Source organism: Curtobacterium sp. GD1 (genome assembly GCF_020882855.1).
Classification (GTDB): Bacteria; Actinomycetota; Actinomycetes; order Actinomycetales; family Microbacteriaceae; genus Curtobacterium.
This window is the reverse complement of the sequence record NZ_JAFEVQ010000004.1, coordinates 80,707-96,795: the sequence shown is the minus strand read 5'-3', so window position 1 is coordinate 96,795 and position 16,089 is coordinate 80,707. Positions and strand designations below refer to the sequence as shown.

General features: G+C 71.7%; 15 protein-coding genes. 6 read left to right on the top strand and 9 right to left on the bottom strand.

From position 1 onward, the window contains the following. Nucleotides 1-108 precede the first annotated feature (108 nt). A complete protein-coding gene (locus JSX79_RS03635; protein WP_070416699.1) occupies nucleotides 109-1,257 on the top strand; it encodes an AI-2E family transporter in 1,149 nt (382 codons plus the stop codon). Here JSX79_RS03635 and JSX79_RS03630 read toward each other — a convergent pair. Both JSX79_RS03630 and dapE read right to left on the bottom strand, forming a co-directional pair. Beyond that, nucleotides 1,236-2,480, bottom strand: a complete 1,245-nt coding sequence (locus JSX79_RS03630; protein WP_229085189.1) for a hypothetical protein — start codon at nucleotides 2,478-2,480, stop codon at nucleotides 1,236-1,238. The genes JSX79_RS03635 and JSX79_RS03630 overlap by 22 nt on opposite strands. Next, nucleotides 2,465-3,547, bottom strand: coding sequence for a succinyl-diaminopimelate desuccinylase (gene dapE, locus JSX79_RS03625; RefSeq protein ID WP_070416701.1), 1,083 nt, complete (start codon nucleotides 3,545-3,547; stop codon nucleotides 2,465-2,467). Before dapE ends, JSX79_RS03630 begins: the two co-directional genes overlap by 16 nt. A gap of 89 nt (nucleotides 3,548-3,636) precedes the next feature. Here dapE and dapD point away from each other — a divergent pair, with 89 nt between their 5' ends. Further along, nucleotides 3,637-4,605 (top strand): 2,3,4,5-tetrahydropyridine-2,6-dicarboxylate N-succinyltransferase, encoded by a 969-nt coding sequence (gene dapD / locus JSX79_RS03620; protein WP_229085188.1) that lies wholly within the window; start codon nucleotides 3,637-3,639, stop codon nucleotides 4,603-4,605. 11 nt (nucleotides 4,606-4,616) lie between these two features. Continuing rightward, nucleotides 4,617-5,423: an alpha/beta hydrolase gene (locus JSX79_RS03615; RefSeq protein ID WP_229085187.1), complete on the top strand. Its 807-nt coding sequence runs from the start codon at nucleotides 4,617-4,619 to the stop codon at nucleotides 5,421-5,423. 132 nt (nucleotides 5,424-5,555) lie between these two features. Here the strand turns inward: JSX79_RS03615 and JSX79_RS03610 are convergent, their stop codons facing one another. The 7 genes from JSX79_RS03610 to typA form a co-directional block, all read right to left on the bottom strand. Beyond that, on the bottom strand, nucleotides 5,556-6,854 hold the full coding sequence (locus tag JSX79_RS03610) for a citrate synthase (RefSeq protein WP_083403225.1): 1,299 nt from the start codon (nucleotides 6,852-6,854) through the stop codon (nucleotides 5,556-5,558). Nucleotides 6,855-7,005: 151 nt separating this feature from the next. After that, on the bottom strand, nucleotides 7,006-8,124 hold the full coding sequence (gene dapC, locus JSX79_RS03605; RefSeq protein ID WP_070416704.1) for a succinyldiaminopimelate transaminase: 1,119 nt from the start codon (nucleotides 8,122-8,124) through the stop codon (nucleotides 7,006-7,008). Nucleotides 8,125-8,138: 14 nt separating this feature from the next. Further along, nucleotides 8,139-8,456 (bottom strand): ferredoxin, encoded by a 318-nt coding sequence (gene fdxA / locus JSX79_RS03600; protein WP_058728223.1) that lies wholly within the window; start codon nucleotides 8,454-8,456, stop codon nucleotides 8,139-8,141. Nucleotides 8,457-8,538: 82 nt separating this feature from the next. Continuing rightward, on the bottom strand, nucleotides 8,539-9,738 hold the full coding sequence (locus JSX79_RS03595) for a PIG-L family deacetylase (protein ID WP_229085186.1): 1,200 nt from the start codon (nucleotides 9,736-9,738) through the stop codon (nucleotides 8,539-8,541). A gap of 25 nt (nucleotides 9,739-9,763) precedes the next feature. After that, a complete protein-coding gene (locus JSX79_RS03590; RefSeq protein ID WP_229085185.1) occupies nucleotides 9,764-10,306 on the bottom strand; it encodes a hypothetical protein in 543 nt (180 codons plus the stop codon). Nucleotides 10,307-10,419: 113 nt separating this feature from the next. Then, complete coding sequence (locus JSX79_RS03585; RefSeq protein ID WP_229085184.1) at nucleotides 10,420-11,613, bottom strand: amidohydrolase; 1,194 nt, start codon at nucleotides 11,611-11,613, stop codon at nucleotides 10,420-10,422. Nucleotides 11,614-11,702: 89 nt separating this feature from the next. After that, the gene (gene typA, locus JSX79_RS03580) at nucleotides 11,703-13,625 is read right to left on the bottom strand and encodes a translational GTPase TypA (protein WP_070416707.1); all 1,923 of its coding nucleotides are present in this window, start codon (nucleotides 13,623-13,625) and stop codon (nucleotides 11,703-11,705) included. 138 nt (nucleotides 13,626-13,763) lie between these two features. On the opposite strand from typA, the gene JSX79_RS03575 reads away from it, so the two are divergent. The 3 genes from JSX79_RS03575 (at nucleotide 13,764) to JSX79_RS03565 (ending at nucleotide 16,019) form a co-directional block, all read left to right on the top strand. Next, a complete protein-coding gene (locus JSX79_RS03575; RefSeq protein ID WP_229085183.1) occupies nucleotides 13,764-14,513 on the top strand; it encodes a CPBP family intramembrane glutamic endopeptidase in 750 nt (249 codons plus the stop codon). 182 nt (nucleotides 14,514-14,695) lie between these two features. Next, nucleotides 14,696-15,175: a peroxiredoxin gene (locus tag JSX79_RS03570; protein WP_229085182.1), complete on the top strand. Its 480-nt coding sequence runs from the start codon at nucleotides 14,696-14,698 to the stop codon at nucleotides 15,173-15,175. Nucleotides 15,176-15,470: 295 nt separating this feature from the next. Continuing rightward, nucleotides 15,471-16,019 (top strand): hypothetical protein, encoded by a 549-nt coding sequence (locus JSX79_RS03565; protein WP_229085181.1) that lies wholly within the window; start codon nucleotides 15,471-15,473, stop codon nucleotides 16,017-16,019. Nucleotides 16,020-16,089: the final 70 nt, after the last annotated feature.

Sequence of the window (16,089 nt, the reverse complement as noted above, 5' to 3'; positions counted from 1 at the left end):
AGTACATGCACCCCCATTATCTCGTATCGATGGGGGAACTGCGAAACCGCCCAGGTTGGGGGTCGTGGATCGCGACGTTCTCGCGGTTCCGAGTGGTCACCTTGGCGTGTGCCGTACATCCGCTCCAAGCGCCGTCAACCGCTCGACCCCGCCGTCGAGGCCGTCCCCGTCGGCGTGCGCGTCGCCGGGGCGTTCTCGTGGCGGATGCTCGTCGTCGTCGCCGCCCTCGCCGTCGTCGTGGCACTCGTGGTCCTGCTGCAGGACATCGTGGTGCCGTTCCTGATCGGCCTCATCGTGTGCGCCCTGCTCGCGCCGTTCTCGCTGTTCCTGCAGCGCCACCGCTGGCCGAAGTGGCTCGCGGTGCTGTCGTGCTTCCTCGCCGTCGTGATCGTCATCGGCGTCCTCGCGCTGGTCGTCACGGCGCAGATCCGGTACGACCTGCCGTCGCTCGAGCACCGTCTCGACCACAACGTGCAGTCCCTGCAGAGCCTGCTGGCCACCGAGCCGTTCGGCATCACGGCGTCGCAGGTCACGAAGTGGCTGTCCGACGGCACGAAGTTCCTGCAGACCCACGCGTCGTCGATCGCCTCGGGTGCGGCCGAGGCCGGGAGCGGGCTCGTGCACCTGCTCGAGGGCCTCTTCATCGTGGTGTTCACGACGATCTTCGTGCTCGTCGACGGCCCGCGCATCTGGTCGTGGGTGGTGCGGCTCTTCCCCCGCCGGGCGCGCGGTCGCATCGACGTCGCCGGGCACGCCGGCTGGAAGACGCTGACGAGCTTCATCCGCGTCCAGCTCGTCGTCGCGGTGACGGACGCGCTCGGCATCGTGATCGGCGCCCTCGCGCTGCAGGTGCCGCTCGCGATCCCGATCGGCGTCATCGTGTTCTTCGGCGCCTTCGTGCCGGTGGTCGGCGCGATCGTCGCGGGCGTCGTCGCGGTGCTCGTCGCGCTCGTGTTCAACGGCTGGGTGCCCGCGCTGGTCATGCTCGGCATCGTGATCGCCGTGCAGCAGCTCGAGAGCCACGTCCTGCACCCGTTCCTCACCGGCTCGGCCGTGCGCGTGCACCCGCTCGGCGTCGTGCTCGGCGTCACCGCGGGCACGACGATCGCCGGCGTCGTCGGGGCGTTCTTCGCGGTGCCGTTCATCGCGACCGCGAACGCGATGATCCACGCGGCGGCGTCAGCCGACCCCGAGGCGGTGGCGCGGGGCGCCGAGGACCGCGAGGCCGACGTCGATCACGGCGGGGTCCAGTCGTAGCCGTCGATCCACCAGCAGTAGTAGATCCACACCCACTGCAGCGCAATACAGACCACCACGACCGCCACCCGGTACACCCGTGACCGCGGCAGCGCGACGATCCCGAGCAGCGGGGCGATCGGCAGCAGGATGCGCCAGGTGCTCGACTGCGGGAAGAACACGGCCAGCAGGTACACCAGGTAGGCGACGCCCCAGAGCCGCAGCTCGAGCCCGATCCGCCGCGCGGCCGGCAGGGCCACGAACGCGGCGAACCCGACCACCACGACGGCGAGCAGGATCGCGCCGGCCGGCTGCCCGAACCACCACCCGAAGCCCTGCACCCACGGCGCGAACGGGACGAGTTCCCGCCACCCGATGTACGACGACCGCCACGCCAGTTCGGTGTCCGTGTACGCCCGGGGCACCCCGGTCACCGCCCAGGCGATCGCCGGCCACGCCAGCCCGACGATCCCGGACACGACCGCGACCACCGCGGGTGGGACGAACCGCTGCACGGTGAGCGGCGACGACGCGCGGACCCACGCCGGGCGGACGAACCACGCGGCGAGGAACAGCACGATCAGCAGCGCGAAGGCCAGCCCGGTCGGCCGGGTCATCCCGAGCAGCAGGACGACCGGGAGCATCGACCACCAGCGGCGGTCCACCATGAGCAGCAGCGCGACGAGGAGCAGGAACAGGCCCATCGACTCGGCGTACGCGACCTGGAACATCGCCGAGACGGGTGCGACGCAGAACAGCACGGTCGCGAAGGTCGCCCGGGCCGGGTCGAGGAACCGACCCGTCAGCCGCCGGAACACGAGCGCCGCTCCCCAGCCGAACAGGAGCGAGACGGACACGGCGACGAGCTCGAAGGACGCGCCCGTCAGCGCCATCAGGCCCCGCACCAGGAAGGGGTAGGCGGGCATGAACGCCCACGCGTTCTCGGTCACGTGTCCCGTGCCGTCGATCGGCAGCGTCGAGGGGTACCCGGACGCGGCGATCACCCGGTACCAGGCGCCGTCCCAGATCGACGAGAACGACAGCAGGCCGGGGTGCTGCACCGTGAACGAGTTCGCCGCCTGCACGCTCGCGAACGCGGCGAGCATCGTGCCCGTGACGATCCGCGCGAGCACGTACACGACCGTGATCCGCACCCACCACGGCACGACCCGGTAACGGGCGTGCCACCGGGCGCGGGCAGGGCTCAGCCGGGTGGACCCGGCCGTGGTCAGGCCGTCAGCCACCGACGCAGACCGTGCTCGACCGCGGTGATCTGGTCGACGGGGACCTGCTCGTCGTCGTGGTGGGCGAAGACCGGCTCGCCGGGCCCGTAGTTGACCGCGGGGACGCCGAGCGCCGAGAAGCGTGCGACGTCGGTCCACCCGTACTTCGGGCGGGGCGCGGGACCGCCGACGGCGGCGACGAAGTCCTGCGCCAGCGGGGCGTCGAGTCCGGGTCGGGCACCGGCGGCGAGGTCGACGATCTGCACGTCGTAGCCGTCGAAGAGCTCGCGGATGTGGGCGACGGCCTCGTCCGCGCTGCGCGACGGGGCGAAGCGGTAGTTGACGTGCACCATGACCTCGTCGGGGATGACGTTGCCGGCGATGCCGCCCGTGATGCCGACGGCGTTGAGGCCCTCGCGGTAGTCGAGTCCGTCGACCGTGACGGTGCGCGGCTCGTAGGCGGCGAGCGTGGCCAGGATCGGCGCGGCCTTGTGGATCGCGTTGTCGCCGATCCAGCTCCGGGCGCTGTGCGAGCGCTTGCCGGAGGCGCGGACCTCGGCCCGGAGGTTGCCGTTGCAGCCGCCCTCGATCTGCGCGCCGGAGGGCTCGCCGAGGATCGCGAAGTCGCCCGCGAGGAGCTCGGGACGCGTCCGTGCCAGGCGTCCGAGGCCGTTCAGCGCGTCGCTCACCTCTTCGTGGTCGTAGAAGACCCAGGTGACGTCGACGTTCGGCTCGGCGAGGTCGTACGCGAGCTTGAGCTGGACCGCGCAACCGGCCTTCATGTCCACCGTGCCGCGGCCCCAGAGGATCTCGGTGCCGTCCTCGGCGGTCCGGAACTCGGTCGGCAGGTTGCCGTTGAGCGGCACGGTGTCGATGTGCCCCGCGATGACCACGCGGCGGTCACGACCGAGGTTCGTCCGTGCCACGATCGCGTCGCCGTCGCGGATCACCTCGAGGTGGGGCAGCGGCGTCAGGGCGGCCTCGATCGCGTCGGCGAGCGGCCCTTCGTCACCGGACACCGACTCGATGTCGCAGATGGCACGGGTGATGTCGATGGACGAGGCGGTGAGGTCGAGCGGCTCCGGCATGCGGGAAGCCTACCGGCCGACCCTTGCAGCCCGGCGGAGCCGTCCGGACGGACGGGTGGCCCCCTCCCCTCGCTGGGTACCCTGGTCCGGTGACCGACACGACCGCTGCCACCGCCCGCCCGACCCACGCCTGGGGCCACGGCCTCGCGACGATCGCCGCCGACGGCACGACGCTCGACACCTGGTACCCGGAGACGTTCGTCGGCACGCTGCCCGCCGACGCCGTGTTCCCCGCCGACCTGCGCGCACACGTCGGCGACGACCCGCGCCGCGGTGTCACGATCGAGGCGGTCACGACCGAGGTCACGATCGACGCCGCACCCGCGAGCACGCCGGACGCGTACCTCCGCCTGCACCTCCTCAGTCACCTGCACGTGGCGCCGAACGAGGTCAACCTCGACGGTGTCTTCGCCCACCTGCCGATCGTCGCGTGGACGAACGCGGGCCCGGTGCACCCCGACGACCTGACCCGCCTCCGCCCCGGCCTGCAGCGCGCCGGGATCGCCGTGCACGCGATCGACAAGTTCCCCCGGCTGGTCGACTACGTCGTGCCCGACCGCGTGCGCATCGCCGACGCGAACCGGGTCCGGCTCGGCGCCCACCTCGCTCCCGGCACGACGGTGATGCACGAGGGCTTCGTGAACTTCAACGCCGGCACCCTCGGCGACGCGATGATCGAGGGCCGTGTCTCGCAGGGCGTCGTCGTCGGGAACGGCACGGACATCGGCGGCGGTGCCTCCATCATGGGCACGCTGTCCGGCGGCGGCACCCACCGCGTCTCCCTCGGCGAGCGCGCGCTGCTCGGTGCGAACGCCGGTCTCGGCATCTCGCTCGGCGACGACTCCGTGGTCGAGGCCGGGCTGTACGTGACGGCCGGCACGAAGGTCGTCCTCGTCGGCGCGGCCCCGAACCCGGACGGCACCCCGAAGACGGTCAAGGCCGCCGAGCTCTCCGGGACGCCCAACATCCTGTTCCGCCGCAACTCGGTCTCCGGCGCGGTGGAGGCACTGCAGCGCCAGGGGCAGGGCATCCAGCTCAACACCGCGCTGCACGCGTAGGCGGTCCGTCCGTGGGGGGAACGGTCGACGGACCGCACGGCCCGGTGCCGGTCCGCCGGTACGCCGCACGCCGGGGCACGACGTCGGCCACGACGCTCGTGTGGTTGCACGGGGGTGGGTTCTTCCGCGGCAGCCTCGACCTGCCGGAGGCGCACGTCGTCGCCGGCACCCTCGCCGACCGGGGGCTCGACGTCGTCACGGTCGGGTACCGCCTCGCACCCCTGCCCGGGTTGCCCGTCGTCGGACGCCGAGGACCCCGGGGGCGACGCCGTCACCCGGTGCCGAACGACGAGGTCCGCGCCGTGCTCGAGGTCGTCCGCGGCGAGGCCGACGGTCCGGTCCTCCTCGGCGGGGCGAGTGCCGGCGCGTGCCTCGCGGCAGCCGTGACCCGGACGCTGCCGGACGCCGCACGGCCGGACGGACTCGTCCTCGCGTACGGGTTCTTCCACGCCCGCACCCCGCGCGACGCGGCAGTCCTCCGATCGGTCCGCGGGCACCGACGGCTCACGCACCACCCGGCACTGCTCGACCGGGCGAACCGGAACCACGTCGGCCGCGCGGGTGACACCGCCACCGCGTTCCCCGGCGGCGAGGACCTCTCCGGCTTCCCCCGCACGGTCATGGTGGACGCCGAGTACGACACGATGCGGGCCTCGGGTGACCGGTTCGCCGACGAGCTGCGCGGCGCCGGGGTCGCGGTCGACCGGCACGTGCTCCCGGCAGCGCGGCACGCCTTCCTCAACCGGCCGGGATCGCCGGACTCGGACCGGGCGCTCGACCTCGTCACCGCCTGGTCGGCGCGCTCGTCCGGCGCCTGAGCGGCGCGGGCGGGCACGCGGCGGAGCCGGCCGTGCGACGGACGGGAGGCGCGGTGCCGGCTGGCACCGTGCCTCCCGTCCGTCGATCCGTACCGTCCACAGCCCCGCGACCGCGCGTGGCTGCGCGCCGCGTCAGCGTGCGGGCAGGTCGCGCTCCGGGTGCCCGACGTAGAGCTGCTGCGGGCGCCCGATCTTGTTCAGCGGGTCGTTGTTGAGCTCGCGCCACTGCGCGATCCACCCGGGCAGACGCCCGATGGCGAACAGGACCGTGAACATCCGCGGCGGGAAGCCCATCGCCTTGTAGATGATGCCCGTGTAGAAGTCGACGTTCGGGTAGAGCTTCCGACTGACGAAGTACTCGTCCTCGAGCGCGATGCCCTCGAGCTCCATGGCGATGTCGAGCAGGTCGTCCTGCACGCCCAGCGCCTCGAGCACCTCGTGCGCGGACTCCTTCACGAGCTTCGCCCGCGGGTCGTAGTTCTTGTAGACGCGGTGCCCGAAGCCCATGAGCTTCACGCCGCGCTCCTTGTTCTTCACCCGCTCGACGAAGCGGGTCACGGGCTCGCCCGAGTCCTTGATCTGCTGGAGCATCTCGAGCACGGCCTCGTTCGCACCACCGTGCAGCGGACCGTACAGCGCGTTGATGCCGGCGGAGATCGAGGCGAACATGTTCGCCTTCGTCGACCCGACCATCCGGACCGTGGCGGTGGAGGCGTTCTGCTCGTGGTCCTCGTGCAGGATCAGGAGCCGCTCGAGCGCCTTCGACAGCACCGGGTTCGGCTGGTAGGTCTCGGCCATCGTGCCGAAGTTCAGGCGCAGGAAGTTGTCGACGAAGGACAGCGAGTTGTCCGGGTAGAGGAACGCCTGCCCGATGGACTTCTTGTGCGCGTACGCGGCGATCACCGGCAGCTTCGCGAGGAGCCGGACGGTCTGGAGCTCGACCTTCTCGGGGTCGTCGACGTCCATGTCGTCCTCGTAGTAGGTCGACAGGGCGCTGACGGCGCTGGAGAGGACGGACATCGGGTGCGCCGAGTGCGGCAGGGCGTCGAACAGACGACGGAGGTCCTCGTGCAGCAGCGTGTGGCGGCGGATCCGGGCGTCGAAGGACTCGAGCTCGGCGGGCGTCGGCAGCTCGCCGTAGATGAGGAGCCAGGCGACCTCGAGGAAGGTCAGGTTCGACGCGACCTGGTCGATCGGGTAGCCGCGGTACCGCAGGATGCCCTGGTCACCGTCGATGTAGGTGATGGCGCTCTTCGTCGACCCGGTGTTCACGAACCCGTAGTCGAGCGTGTTCATCCCGGTCTGCTTCTTGAACGTCGAGATGTCGATGGTGGACGCACCGTCGACGCTCGGCAGGATCGGGAACTCCGCCGTGCCGCCCGGGTACGTCAGCGTCGCGGTCGCCGCGGTCTGCTCGGCGGCGGGACTCACGGGGACGGGCGTGGTGGGCGGTGTGGCCGTCTTCTGAGCGTCATTGGCAGTGTCAGTCACGGTGACAGCCTAATCGCGCCCACTGTCGGTCGTGCACACATCGAGCCTCAGGACTTGGTGGGAACCACGGATTGCGCCGAGCGCGAAAGGCTCAGGCGGACGCCAGACGACGCCCGCTCGCCAGTCGCTGCGCGGCTGCGGCGATGCGCTCGTCGGTCGCCGTGAGCGCCACACGCACGTGCTCGGCACCCGCTGCGCCGTAGAAGGTCCCCGGTGCGACGAGGATCCCGCGCTCGGCCAGCCAGGCGACGGTGTCGAGCGCGGGCTCGCCGCGGGTGGCCCAGAGGTAGAGGCCCGCCTCGCTGTGGTCGACCCGGAAGCCGGCGCCTTCGAGTGCCCGTCGGAGCATGTTCCGTCGGGCGCGGTACAGCGCCTTCTGCGCCTGCACGTGGGACTCGTCGGCGAGGGCGACGATCATCGCTTCCTGCACCGGGAGCGGCGGCATCATGCCCGTGTGCTTGCGGACCGCGAGCACCTCGGCGAGGACCTGCGCGTCACCGGCGACGAAGGCCGCCCGGTAGCCGGCGAGGTTCGACTGCTTCGAGAGCGAGTAGACGCTGAGCACCCCGTCCACCGAGTCACCCACGACCCGGGGGTCGAGGATCGTCGGGGTCGGGGCGGTGTCGTACGGCGGTTCCCACCCGAGTTCGGCGTAGCACTCGTCGCCGACGATGACGGCGCCGAGCTCCCGCGCCCGCTCGACCGCGGCGCGCAGCTCGTCGATCGACAGGACGCGGCCGTCGGGGTTGCCCGGGGAGTTCAGCCAGACGAGCTTCGTGGTGGACGGCCAGGCGGCCGGGTCGTCCGACGCGAGGGCGTCCGCGCCGACCAGGGCCGCACCGAGCTCGTACGTCGGGTACGCCGCGGCCGGGAACACCACCGTGTCGCCGCGGCCGATGCCGAGCCAGAGCGCGAGCCCGGCGATGAACTCCTTCGACCCGATGGTCGGGAGGACCTGGTCCGGCGTGAGGGTCACGCCCTGGCGCCGGCCGTACCAGTCCGCGATCGCCTCGCGCAGGGCCGGGGTGCCGGCGACCTGCGGGTAGGCGTGCGCGTCGGTCGCCTCGGCCAGCGCCGTGCGGACGACGGCGGGCGTCGGGTCGACGGGCGAGCCGACGCTGAGGTCGACGATGCCGCCCTCGACCGCCGCGGCCTGCTGCTTGAACGGGACGAGCTGGTCCCAGGGGAAGTCGGGGAGGTCGAGCGCCACGGGTCGGATCCGGTTCAGCCGCGGGGCGGTTCGGCCATGACGACCGGGTGGTCCTTGTGGATCACACCGACCTTCGCGGCACCGCCGGGGGAACCGACCTCTTCGAAGAACTCGACGTTGGCCTTGTAGTAGTCGGCCCACTCGTCGGGGAGGTCGTCCTCGTAGTAGATCGCCTCGACCGGGCACACCGGCTCGCACGCACCGCAGTCGACGCACTCGTCGGGGTGGATGTACAGCGACCGGTCACCCTCGTAGATGCAGTCGACCGGGCATTCGTCGATGCAGGCGCGGTCCTTGACGTCGACACAGGGCTGGGCGATCACGTACGTCACGGTTGGGGTGCTCCCTTCGGACTGAGCAGATCGAGTCTACCCGCGCGACCCGGCCGCACCTGACCGCCCGGCGGACGGACCGTCAGGCCCGGTCGGCCGTCCCCGACCGCCCGGCGGCCGACGCCCGGATGCCGGACAGGTCGGGCCACGCGAGCACGAGCGCCGTGACGGCCGCCGGCCCGAACGTCCACACGTAGCCCGCGACGTTGGCGAGCACGAGCGGGGAGCTCTGCCCGCCCACCGACGACAGCACCTGCGTCGCGGCGATGATCCCGATGCCGACCGCCGCGACCATCGCCCGCGACCGGTACAGCAGCCGGATACCGACCGTGAGCCCGATCACGATCAACGAGGTGAGCACGATGCCGACCGGGAACGCCCCGAGGGTCTGCTGGTGCGTGACCGTGCCGAGTCCCCCGGCGACGAGTCCGAGCACGAGGGCGACCACGACGGCGGTGACCTTCCCCTGCCGCGAGAACTCGGCGAAGGTCTGCGGCGCCTGCGGGACCCGGTCGGCGTCGTGACGGAACGCCTCGACCGCCGGCGCCTGGTGCCGGGCACCGTGCGGCATGACCCACGAGAGCGCGGTCGGGTCACGGGGATCGACCGGGTCGACCGTCACCTGGGACCGGTACTGCTCGACGGCCGCCCGGACCTTCGCCCGCACCGGCACGACGTCGACGGTCAGGTCGGCCTGGCCGGAGTCGGGGTCCACGATCATCGAGAACGGGAGTTCCTCGGCACGGGCGGCGTACCGCGCGGCGTGGTGGACCCGCACGTGGTCGGGGTGGCCGTAGCCGCCGTCGTCGGCGTAGCTCACCACCGCGTCCGCGCCGGTGGACCGGATCGCGGCGCGGATGTCGTCGACGACCTCGCCGAGGTCCGCCGCGGTCAGCGAGTCCGCCGGGGCGTCCCCGGCGGCGACGGCGCGTCCGTCGGGGCCCCACTGCATGCCGGAGTCGGTGTAGCGGCGCTCGGGCAGGTCCGTCGGACGCGCACCCGGCCCGCCGAGCCAGAGGTGCGCCGGCCCGCCGAGTGCGGCGAGGGCGGCGGCGATCTCGGTCTCGCGGTGCGCGGCGACCCGCGGGCCGTCGCCGAAGAGCGGCGCGAGCTCGGGCGTCAGCATCTCGCCGCGCTCGCCACGGGTGGCGGTGAGCACGGTCACCTCGGCGCCGAGCTCGAGCAGGGTGGCGATCGTCCCGCCCGACGAGAGCGTCTCGTCGTCGGGGTGGGCGTGCACGAACAGGACGCGCTCGGGGCGGGTTGCGGGGGCCTTCGACATCGGGTCCAAGCGTACCCAGCGGTGGCTAGCGGGGCGTCACGATGTAGGTCGCGGTGACGCCATCGCTGCCGTCGGAGAAGGTCAGGACCACCCGGTAGCCGTCGCTCCGGAACATCCCGAAGGCGCTGGACGAGTCCGCCCGCTTCGCCGACTCGGTGAACCCGGCGTCGGTGAGCTGCTGCGCGGCGGTCTGGAAGTCGTCGACCGCGGCGGCACGGACCTGTGCCACCCACCCGGAGCCGTTCGGCCCGCTCCCGCCGCCGAGCACGGTGCCGTCGACGAGCGGGACGTCCTTCGTCGGGAAGCCGTCGGGGACCTTGCCGTCCGAGGTCACGTTCGCGCCCTTGAGCGCGGTGTCGAGTGCGCCGTCGATGCCGCCGGCGACCGACGCCATGCCGTCCTGGACGGCCTTGCCGTCGATGCCCTGCACGCCCTCGGCGACGCTCGACGCGACCGACGAGCCGAGGTCGGTGGCCTGCTTCACGGCGTCGGACGAGCAGCCGGCCAGTCCGGCGAGGGCGATGCCGGCGGCGACGGCGGCGATCAGGGTGCGGGTCGGGGTGCGCATGCCCAGCACCCTAGGGGGCGAGACGGGAGGCGCGGCGTGAGTCCCCTGGGAACGTCACGTGCGTGGCGGGGTCGCGCCGCGCCTCCTGGCTCGGTCCTGCGGGACCGCCCGCGTCAGGCGACGTACGCGCGCGTCGCCGCCACGAGGGCGTCGACGCCCACGGGGATCGCCGTCTCGGCCTGCGGCGCGTAGAAGGGCGAGTGGTTGCTCGGGATGTCCTCGCCGCGACGGAACAGCTCCGGGTCGGTGATGCCGGTGAACCAGTACACGAGCGGCGCGCCGGCCGCGGTGGCGAGCTGGCCGACGTCCTCGGACGCCATCGCCAGGCCGATCTCGAGGTCGCGGGCTCCGGGGACCTCGGCGCGGATCGCGTCGAGCACGGTCTGGGCGGCCTCGGCGTCGTTCACGGTGACCTCGGCCCCCGGCGACCGCACGATCGTCGGCTCGGGGAGCCCACCGGCCTCGCTCTCGGCGCGGACGATGCGCTCGATCGAGGCGATGATCCGCTCGCGGGTCTCCTCGTTGCGTGCCCGCGTCGAGATCTCGATGACGGCCTGGTCGGGGATGATGTTCGCGCGGGTGCCGGCGTGGAAGCTGCCGACCGTGACGACCCCGGCGTCGCTCGGCGAGACCTCGCGCGAGACCACGGTCTGCAGGCGCACGACGGCCGACGCGGCGGTGACGACCGGGTCGAGCGAGGCCTGCGGGGCGGAACCGTGCGCGCCGCGGCCGTTGAACGTGACCGTCAGCCGGTCGCTCGACGCCATCACGGGGCCGCTGCCGACCGCGACGATGCCGACCGGCGCCGGCGCGGAGTGCTGTCCGAGGACGACGTCGGGCGTCGGGAAGCGCTCGACGAGCCCGTCCTCGACCATGGCGCGGGCGCCGGAGATGACCTCTTCCGCCGGCTGGAAGACACCGACGACCGTGCCGTGCCAGTCACCCGTGGTGGCGGCGAGGCGCTCGAGGGTCCCGAGCAGCCACGTCACGTGGATGTCGTGGCCGCAGGCGTGCATCGTCGGGACGTCGTTGCCGTCCTCGTCTGTGCCGTGGTGCTCGCTGGCGTAGGGCAGGCCGGTGCGCTCCTGGACCGGCAGCCCGTCCATGTCGGCGCGGAGCCAGACGACGGGCCCCTCGCCGTTCGACAGGACGCCCACGACACCGGTGCCGCCGACGCCCGTGGTGACCTCGATCCCGCCGATCTCCGCGAGCCGGTCGGCGACGATGCCCGCCGTGCGGTGCTCCTGGAAGCCGAGCTCGGGGTGGGCGTGGAGGTCCTGGTACAGCGAGAGGAGGTCGAGAGTCACGCGCACCACGGTACATCCGACGACGGCCCGGCCACCTCGAACGAGGTGACCGGGCCGTCGGAGGGAGGCCGTGCCTCCTGGATGACTGCTTACGCGTCCTGACGCTTCAGGCGGGCGTAGGCGCGCTGGCGGGCCTGCGCGTCGAGCTCGACCTTGCGGATGCGCACGGCGTCGGGGGTGACCTCGACGCACTCGTCCTCACGCGCGAACTCGAGGCACTCCTCGAGCGACAGCTGGCGCGACGGCGTCATCGACTCGAAGGTGTCAGCGTTCGCCGAACGCATGTTCGTGAGCTTCTTCTCCTTCGTGATGTTGACGTCCATGTCGTCGGCGCGCGAGTTCTCGCCGATGACCATGCCCTCGTAGACCTCTTCGGTGGGGTTGACGAAGAACGTCATCCGCTCCTGGAGGTTCGTGATGGCGAACGGCGTGACGACACCCGAGCGGTCGGACACGATCGAGCCGTTGATGCGGGTCTGGATCGGGCCGGCCCACTCGTCGTAACCGTGCGAGATCGCGTTGGCGATGCCGGTGCCGCGGGTCTCGGTGAGGAACGACGTGCGGAAGCCGATCAGGCCGCGCGACGGGACGATGAACTCCATGCGCACCCAGCCGGTGCCGTGGTTCGTCATGTTCTCCATGCGGCCCTTGCGAGCGGCCATGAGCTGCGTGATCGCGCCGAGGTACTCCTCCGGCGTGTCGATCGTCATGTGCTCGTACGGCTCCTGGAGCTTGCCGTTCTCGTCACGCTTGGTGACGACCTGCGGCTTGCCGACCGTGAGCTCGAAGCCCTCGCGACGCATCTGCTCGACGAGGATGGCCAGTGCGAGCTCGCCGCGGCCCTGGACCTCCCACGCGTCGGGACGACCGATGTCGAGGACCTTGAGCGAGACGTTGCCGATGAGCTCGCGGTCGAGGCGCTCCTTGACCATGCGGGCGGTGAGCTTGTGGCCCTTGACCTTGCCGACGAGCGGGCTGGTGTTCGTGCCGATCGTCATCGAGATCGCCGGGTCGTCGACCGTGATGGTCGGCAGCGGACGGACGTCCTCGGGGTCGGTCAGGGTCTCACCGATGGTGATCGTGTCGAAGCCGGCGACGGCGACGATGTCACCGGGGCCCGCCGACTCGGCCGGGTAGCGCTCGAGCGCCTTGGTGACGAGCAGCTCGGTGATGCGGGCGTTGACGACGCTGCCGTCGTGCTTGACCCACGCGACCGTCTGGCCCTTCTTCATGGTGCCGTGGAAGATGCGCAGGAGCGCGAGGCGACCGAGGAACGGCGACGCGTCGAGGTTCGTGACGTGCGCCTGCAGCGGGTGCTCGTCGTCGTACTTCGGGGCGGGGACGTGCTGGAGGATCGCCTCGAACAGGGGCTCGAGGTCGTCGTTGTCCGGCAGCGAGCCGTCGGCCGGCTTGTTGCGGCTGGCGGCACCCGCACGACCCGAGGCGTAGACCACGGGGACGTCGAGGATGGCGTCGAGGTCGAGGTCGTCGACCTCGTCCGACAGGTCGGAGGCGAGCCCGAGCAGGAGGTCCTGCGACTCGGACACGACCTCGTCGATGCGGGAGTCCGGGCGGTCCGTCTTGTTGACGAGCAGGATCACCGGGAGCTTCGCGGCGAGCGCCTTGCGGAGCACGAAGCGGGTCTGGGGCAGCGGACCCTCTGACGCGTCGACGAGGAGCACGACGCCGTCGACCATGGAGAGGCCGCGCTCGACCTCACCACCGAAGTCGGCGTGACCCGGGGTGTCGATGACGTTGATCGTGATGGGGCCGTCCGCGCCGAACTCGGTCGCGTGCTTGCCGTTGTAGAGCACCGACGTGTTCTTCGCGAGGATCGTGATGCCCTTCTCGCGCTCGAGGTCGTTCGAGTCCATCATGCGGTCTTCGCCCTCGAAGTGGGCGTCGAACGAGTTGGTCTGCGTGAGCATCGCGTCGACGAGGGTGGTCTTGCCGTGGTCGACGTGTGCCACGATGGCGACGTTGCGCAGGTCGGACCGGGTGGCGAGCGCCATACAGGACATCCTTTGGTGTTCGGAAGAAGATCGGGCGGCCGACTGTGGCGCTCGCGCCGCGGTGGCACTGCCCGGAGGTGGGCAGAACGCCCGACACGCCAGTCTACCGGTAGTTCGCAACCGAGAGGAGTACCCCCGATGAGCCGTCGGCGAACGTGGATCGAGATCACGATCGTGCTGATGCTCTCGCTCGGCGGCAGCGCGCTGTACTCGGTGCTGCAGATCATCGACGACCTGTCGCAGACGACGCCGCTCGGGCAGCAGTCGACGGCACTCAACACCTCGACCACGACCGTGCAGTACGTCGACCTCGCCCGGCAGCTCGTGGGCATCGCGGTCGACCTCGCTCCGGTCGCGCTCGTCTGCTTCCTGCTCTGGAGCACCACCCGCCCGCACCTCGATCGACTCGGCATCGACCGGTTCCGCGTGCGGCCCGACCTCGGTGGCGCGGCGCTCATCGCCCTCGGCATCGGGATCCCCGGGCTCGCGCTGTACTTCACCGGGCGGGCACTCGGGTTCACCGTGAACGTGAACCCGGCGGCGCTCGACTCGTACTGGTGGACGATCCCCGTGCTGCTGCTCTCCGCGATCCGCTCCGGGCTGCAGGAGGAGGTGATCGTCGTCGGGTACCTCTACGAACGGCTGGGCGGCCTCGGGTGGGGGCGCTGGCAGGTCATCCTGTCCACCGCGGTCCTGCGCGGGAGCTACCACCTCTACCAGGGGTTCGGCGCGTTCGTCGGGAACGCCGTGATGGGCATCGTGTTCGGCTGGATCTACACGAAGTGGGGCCGGCTCCTCCCCCTCGTCATCACGCACTGCCTGCTCGACGCCGCGGTGTTCGTCGGGTACCCGTGGGTCGCGCACGCGTTCCCGCAGCTCTTCCGCTGACGCTCGTCGCCCGCGGCACGGCCGGCGACCGGTCCCGGGCGTCCGCCGCGCCGACCGCGCGGCATCCCCCCGTTCGGGCGTCGGCGATGCGGCGGACCCGCCCGACCCCGGCCCGGCGGACCCACAGCGAACCCACAGCGCGGCGCCGCACCGGACTTGGGTCCCGCACCTACCGTGGCCGCATGAGCATCCCCGAGGTCGGCGATCCCGCACCCGGATTCACCTTGCCCGGCATGATCGTGCGCGACGGCACCCGCACCGACGACGAGTACGCCCTGTCGGCCGAGATCAGCCGGACGCTCGTGCTCGCCTTCTACCCGGGCGACGCAACCCCGGTCTGCACCGCACAGCTCTGCAGCTACCAGGAGGAACTCGACGACTTCGGCGACCTCGGCGCCGTGGTGTGGGGCGTCAGCCCGCAGGCGCTCGACTCGCACGAGGCGTTCGCCCGCGGGTCCTCGCTCACCTTCCCCCTGCTGAGCGACACCGCGGGGGACGTCATCCGCGCGTACGGCGTGCAGGCACCGGGGATCGGGCTCCGGCGGTCCGTGTTCGTGATCGGGCCGGACGGCGTGGTCCGCTGGCGGCACGTGGGGCTCGTCGGGCTCCGGTTCCCCAAGGCGGATGCGATCCGGGCGCAGATCGAGCTCCTCGTGGCGTGACACGGCGTGTCGGTCCCCCGAAGATGCGACGGTCTGGGGTATTGACACCCGAACGGGGGCCGAGGACGATTGACGCCACGAGAGGTCCACACAGGATCTGCCTCCCCGGGGAATCGGGTCGTCCGGAGATACGCGCTGGTGTGTCACACCCGCTCCCCGGGCGTTCCCGGGGAGGCATCTCGTAACCTCTTGGCTCCCCGGGCGTTGCGTGTCACCAAGGGTCGGCAGCCCGTGACCTCTTGGCTCCCCGGGCGTTGCGTGTCACCAAGGGTCGGCAGCCCGTAACCTCTTCGGCGTGACCACGATCCTCGCCCCCGGCATGCGTCTGCTCGCCGTCGTCCTGTGGGTCGCGGCCGCCGCGCTCGTTCCCCTCGCCCTCCTGAGCGGCGGCACCGCCTGGCTCGCCCCGGTCCCGAGCATCTGCATCGCCTTCATCGCGTGGGCGGTCCTCTGGCGCCCGCGCTTCGAACTGACCGACGAGCACCTCCGCATCGTCGACGTCCGCCGCACCAGCACCTACACCTGGCGCCGCGTCACCGAGGTCCGCACCAAGTACGGCATCGAGATCGTCACGAGCGAGGGCGTCCGCCGCACGTGGCTCGCCACCCGCAGGTCGGCCCGGCTCGCCGCCGTGGTCGACGGTCGTCCAGGAGGCGCGGATCGCCTCGACGCCGACGCTGCGGCCGAGCGCATCCGGGCGTTCGTGCCCGAGCCGCCCGCGCAGGACGGCCCGCCGCCGGCGACCGTGACGGCTGCGCCGATCACGCACCGTGTGCACGGGTGGACGATCCTCGCGATCGTCGTCCTCGCGTTCGTCGCGACCCTGGCGGCCGCGCAGCTCTGACCGCCGCGGTGCCCCCGACGAAGAACGACATCCCCGACGTCGTGCGACGTCGGGGATGTCGTTTCCGTTC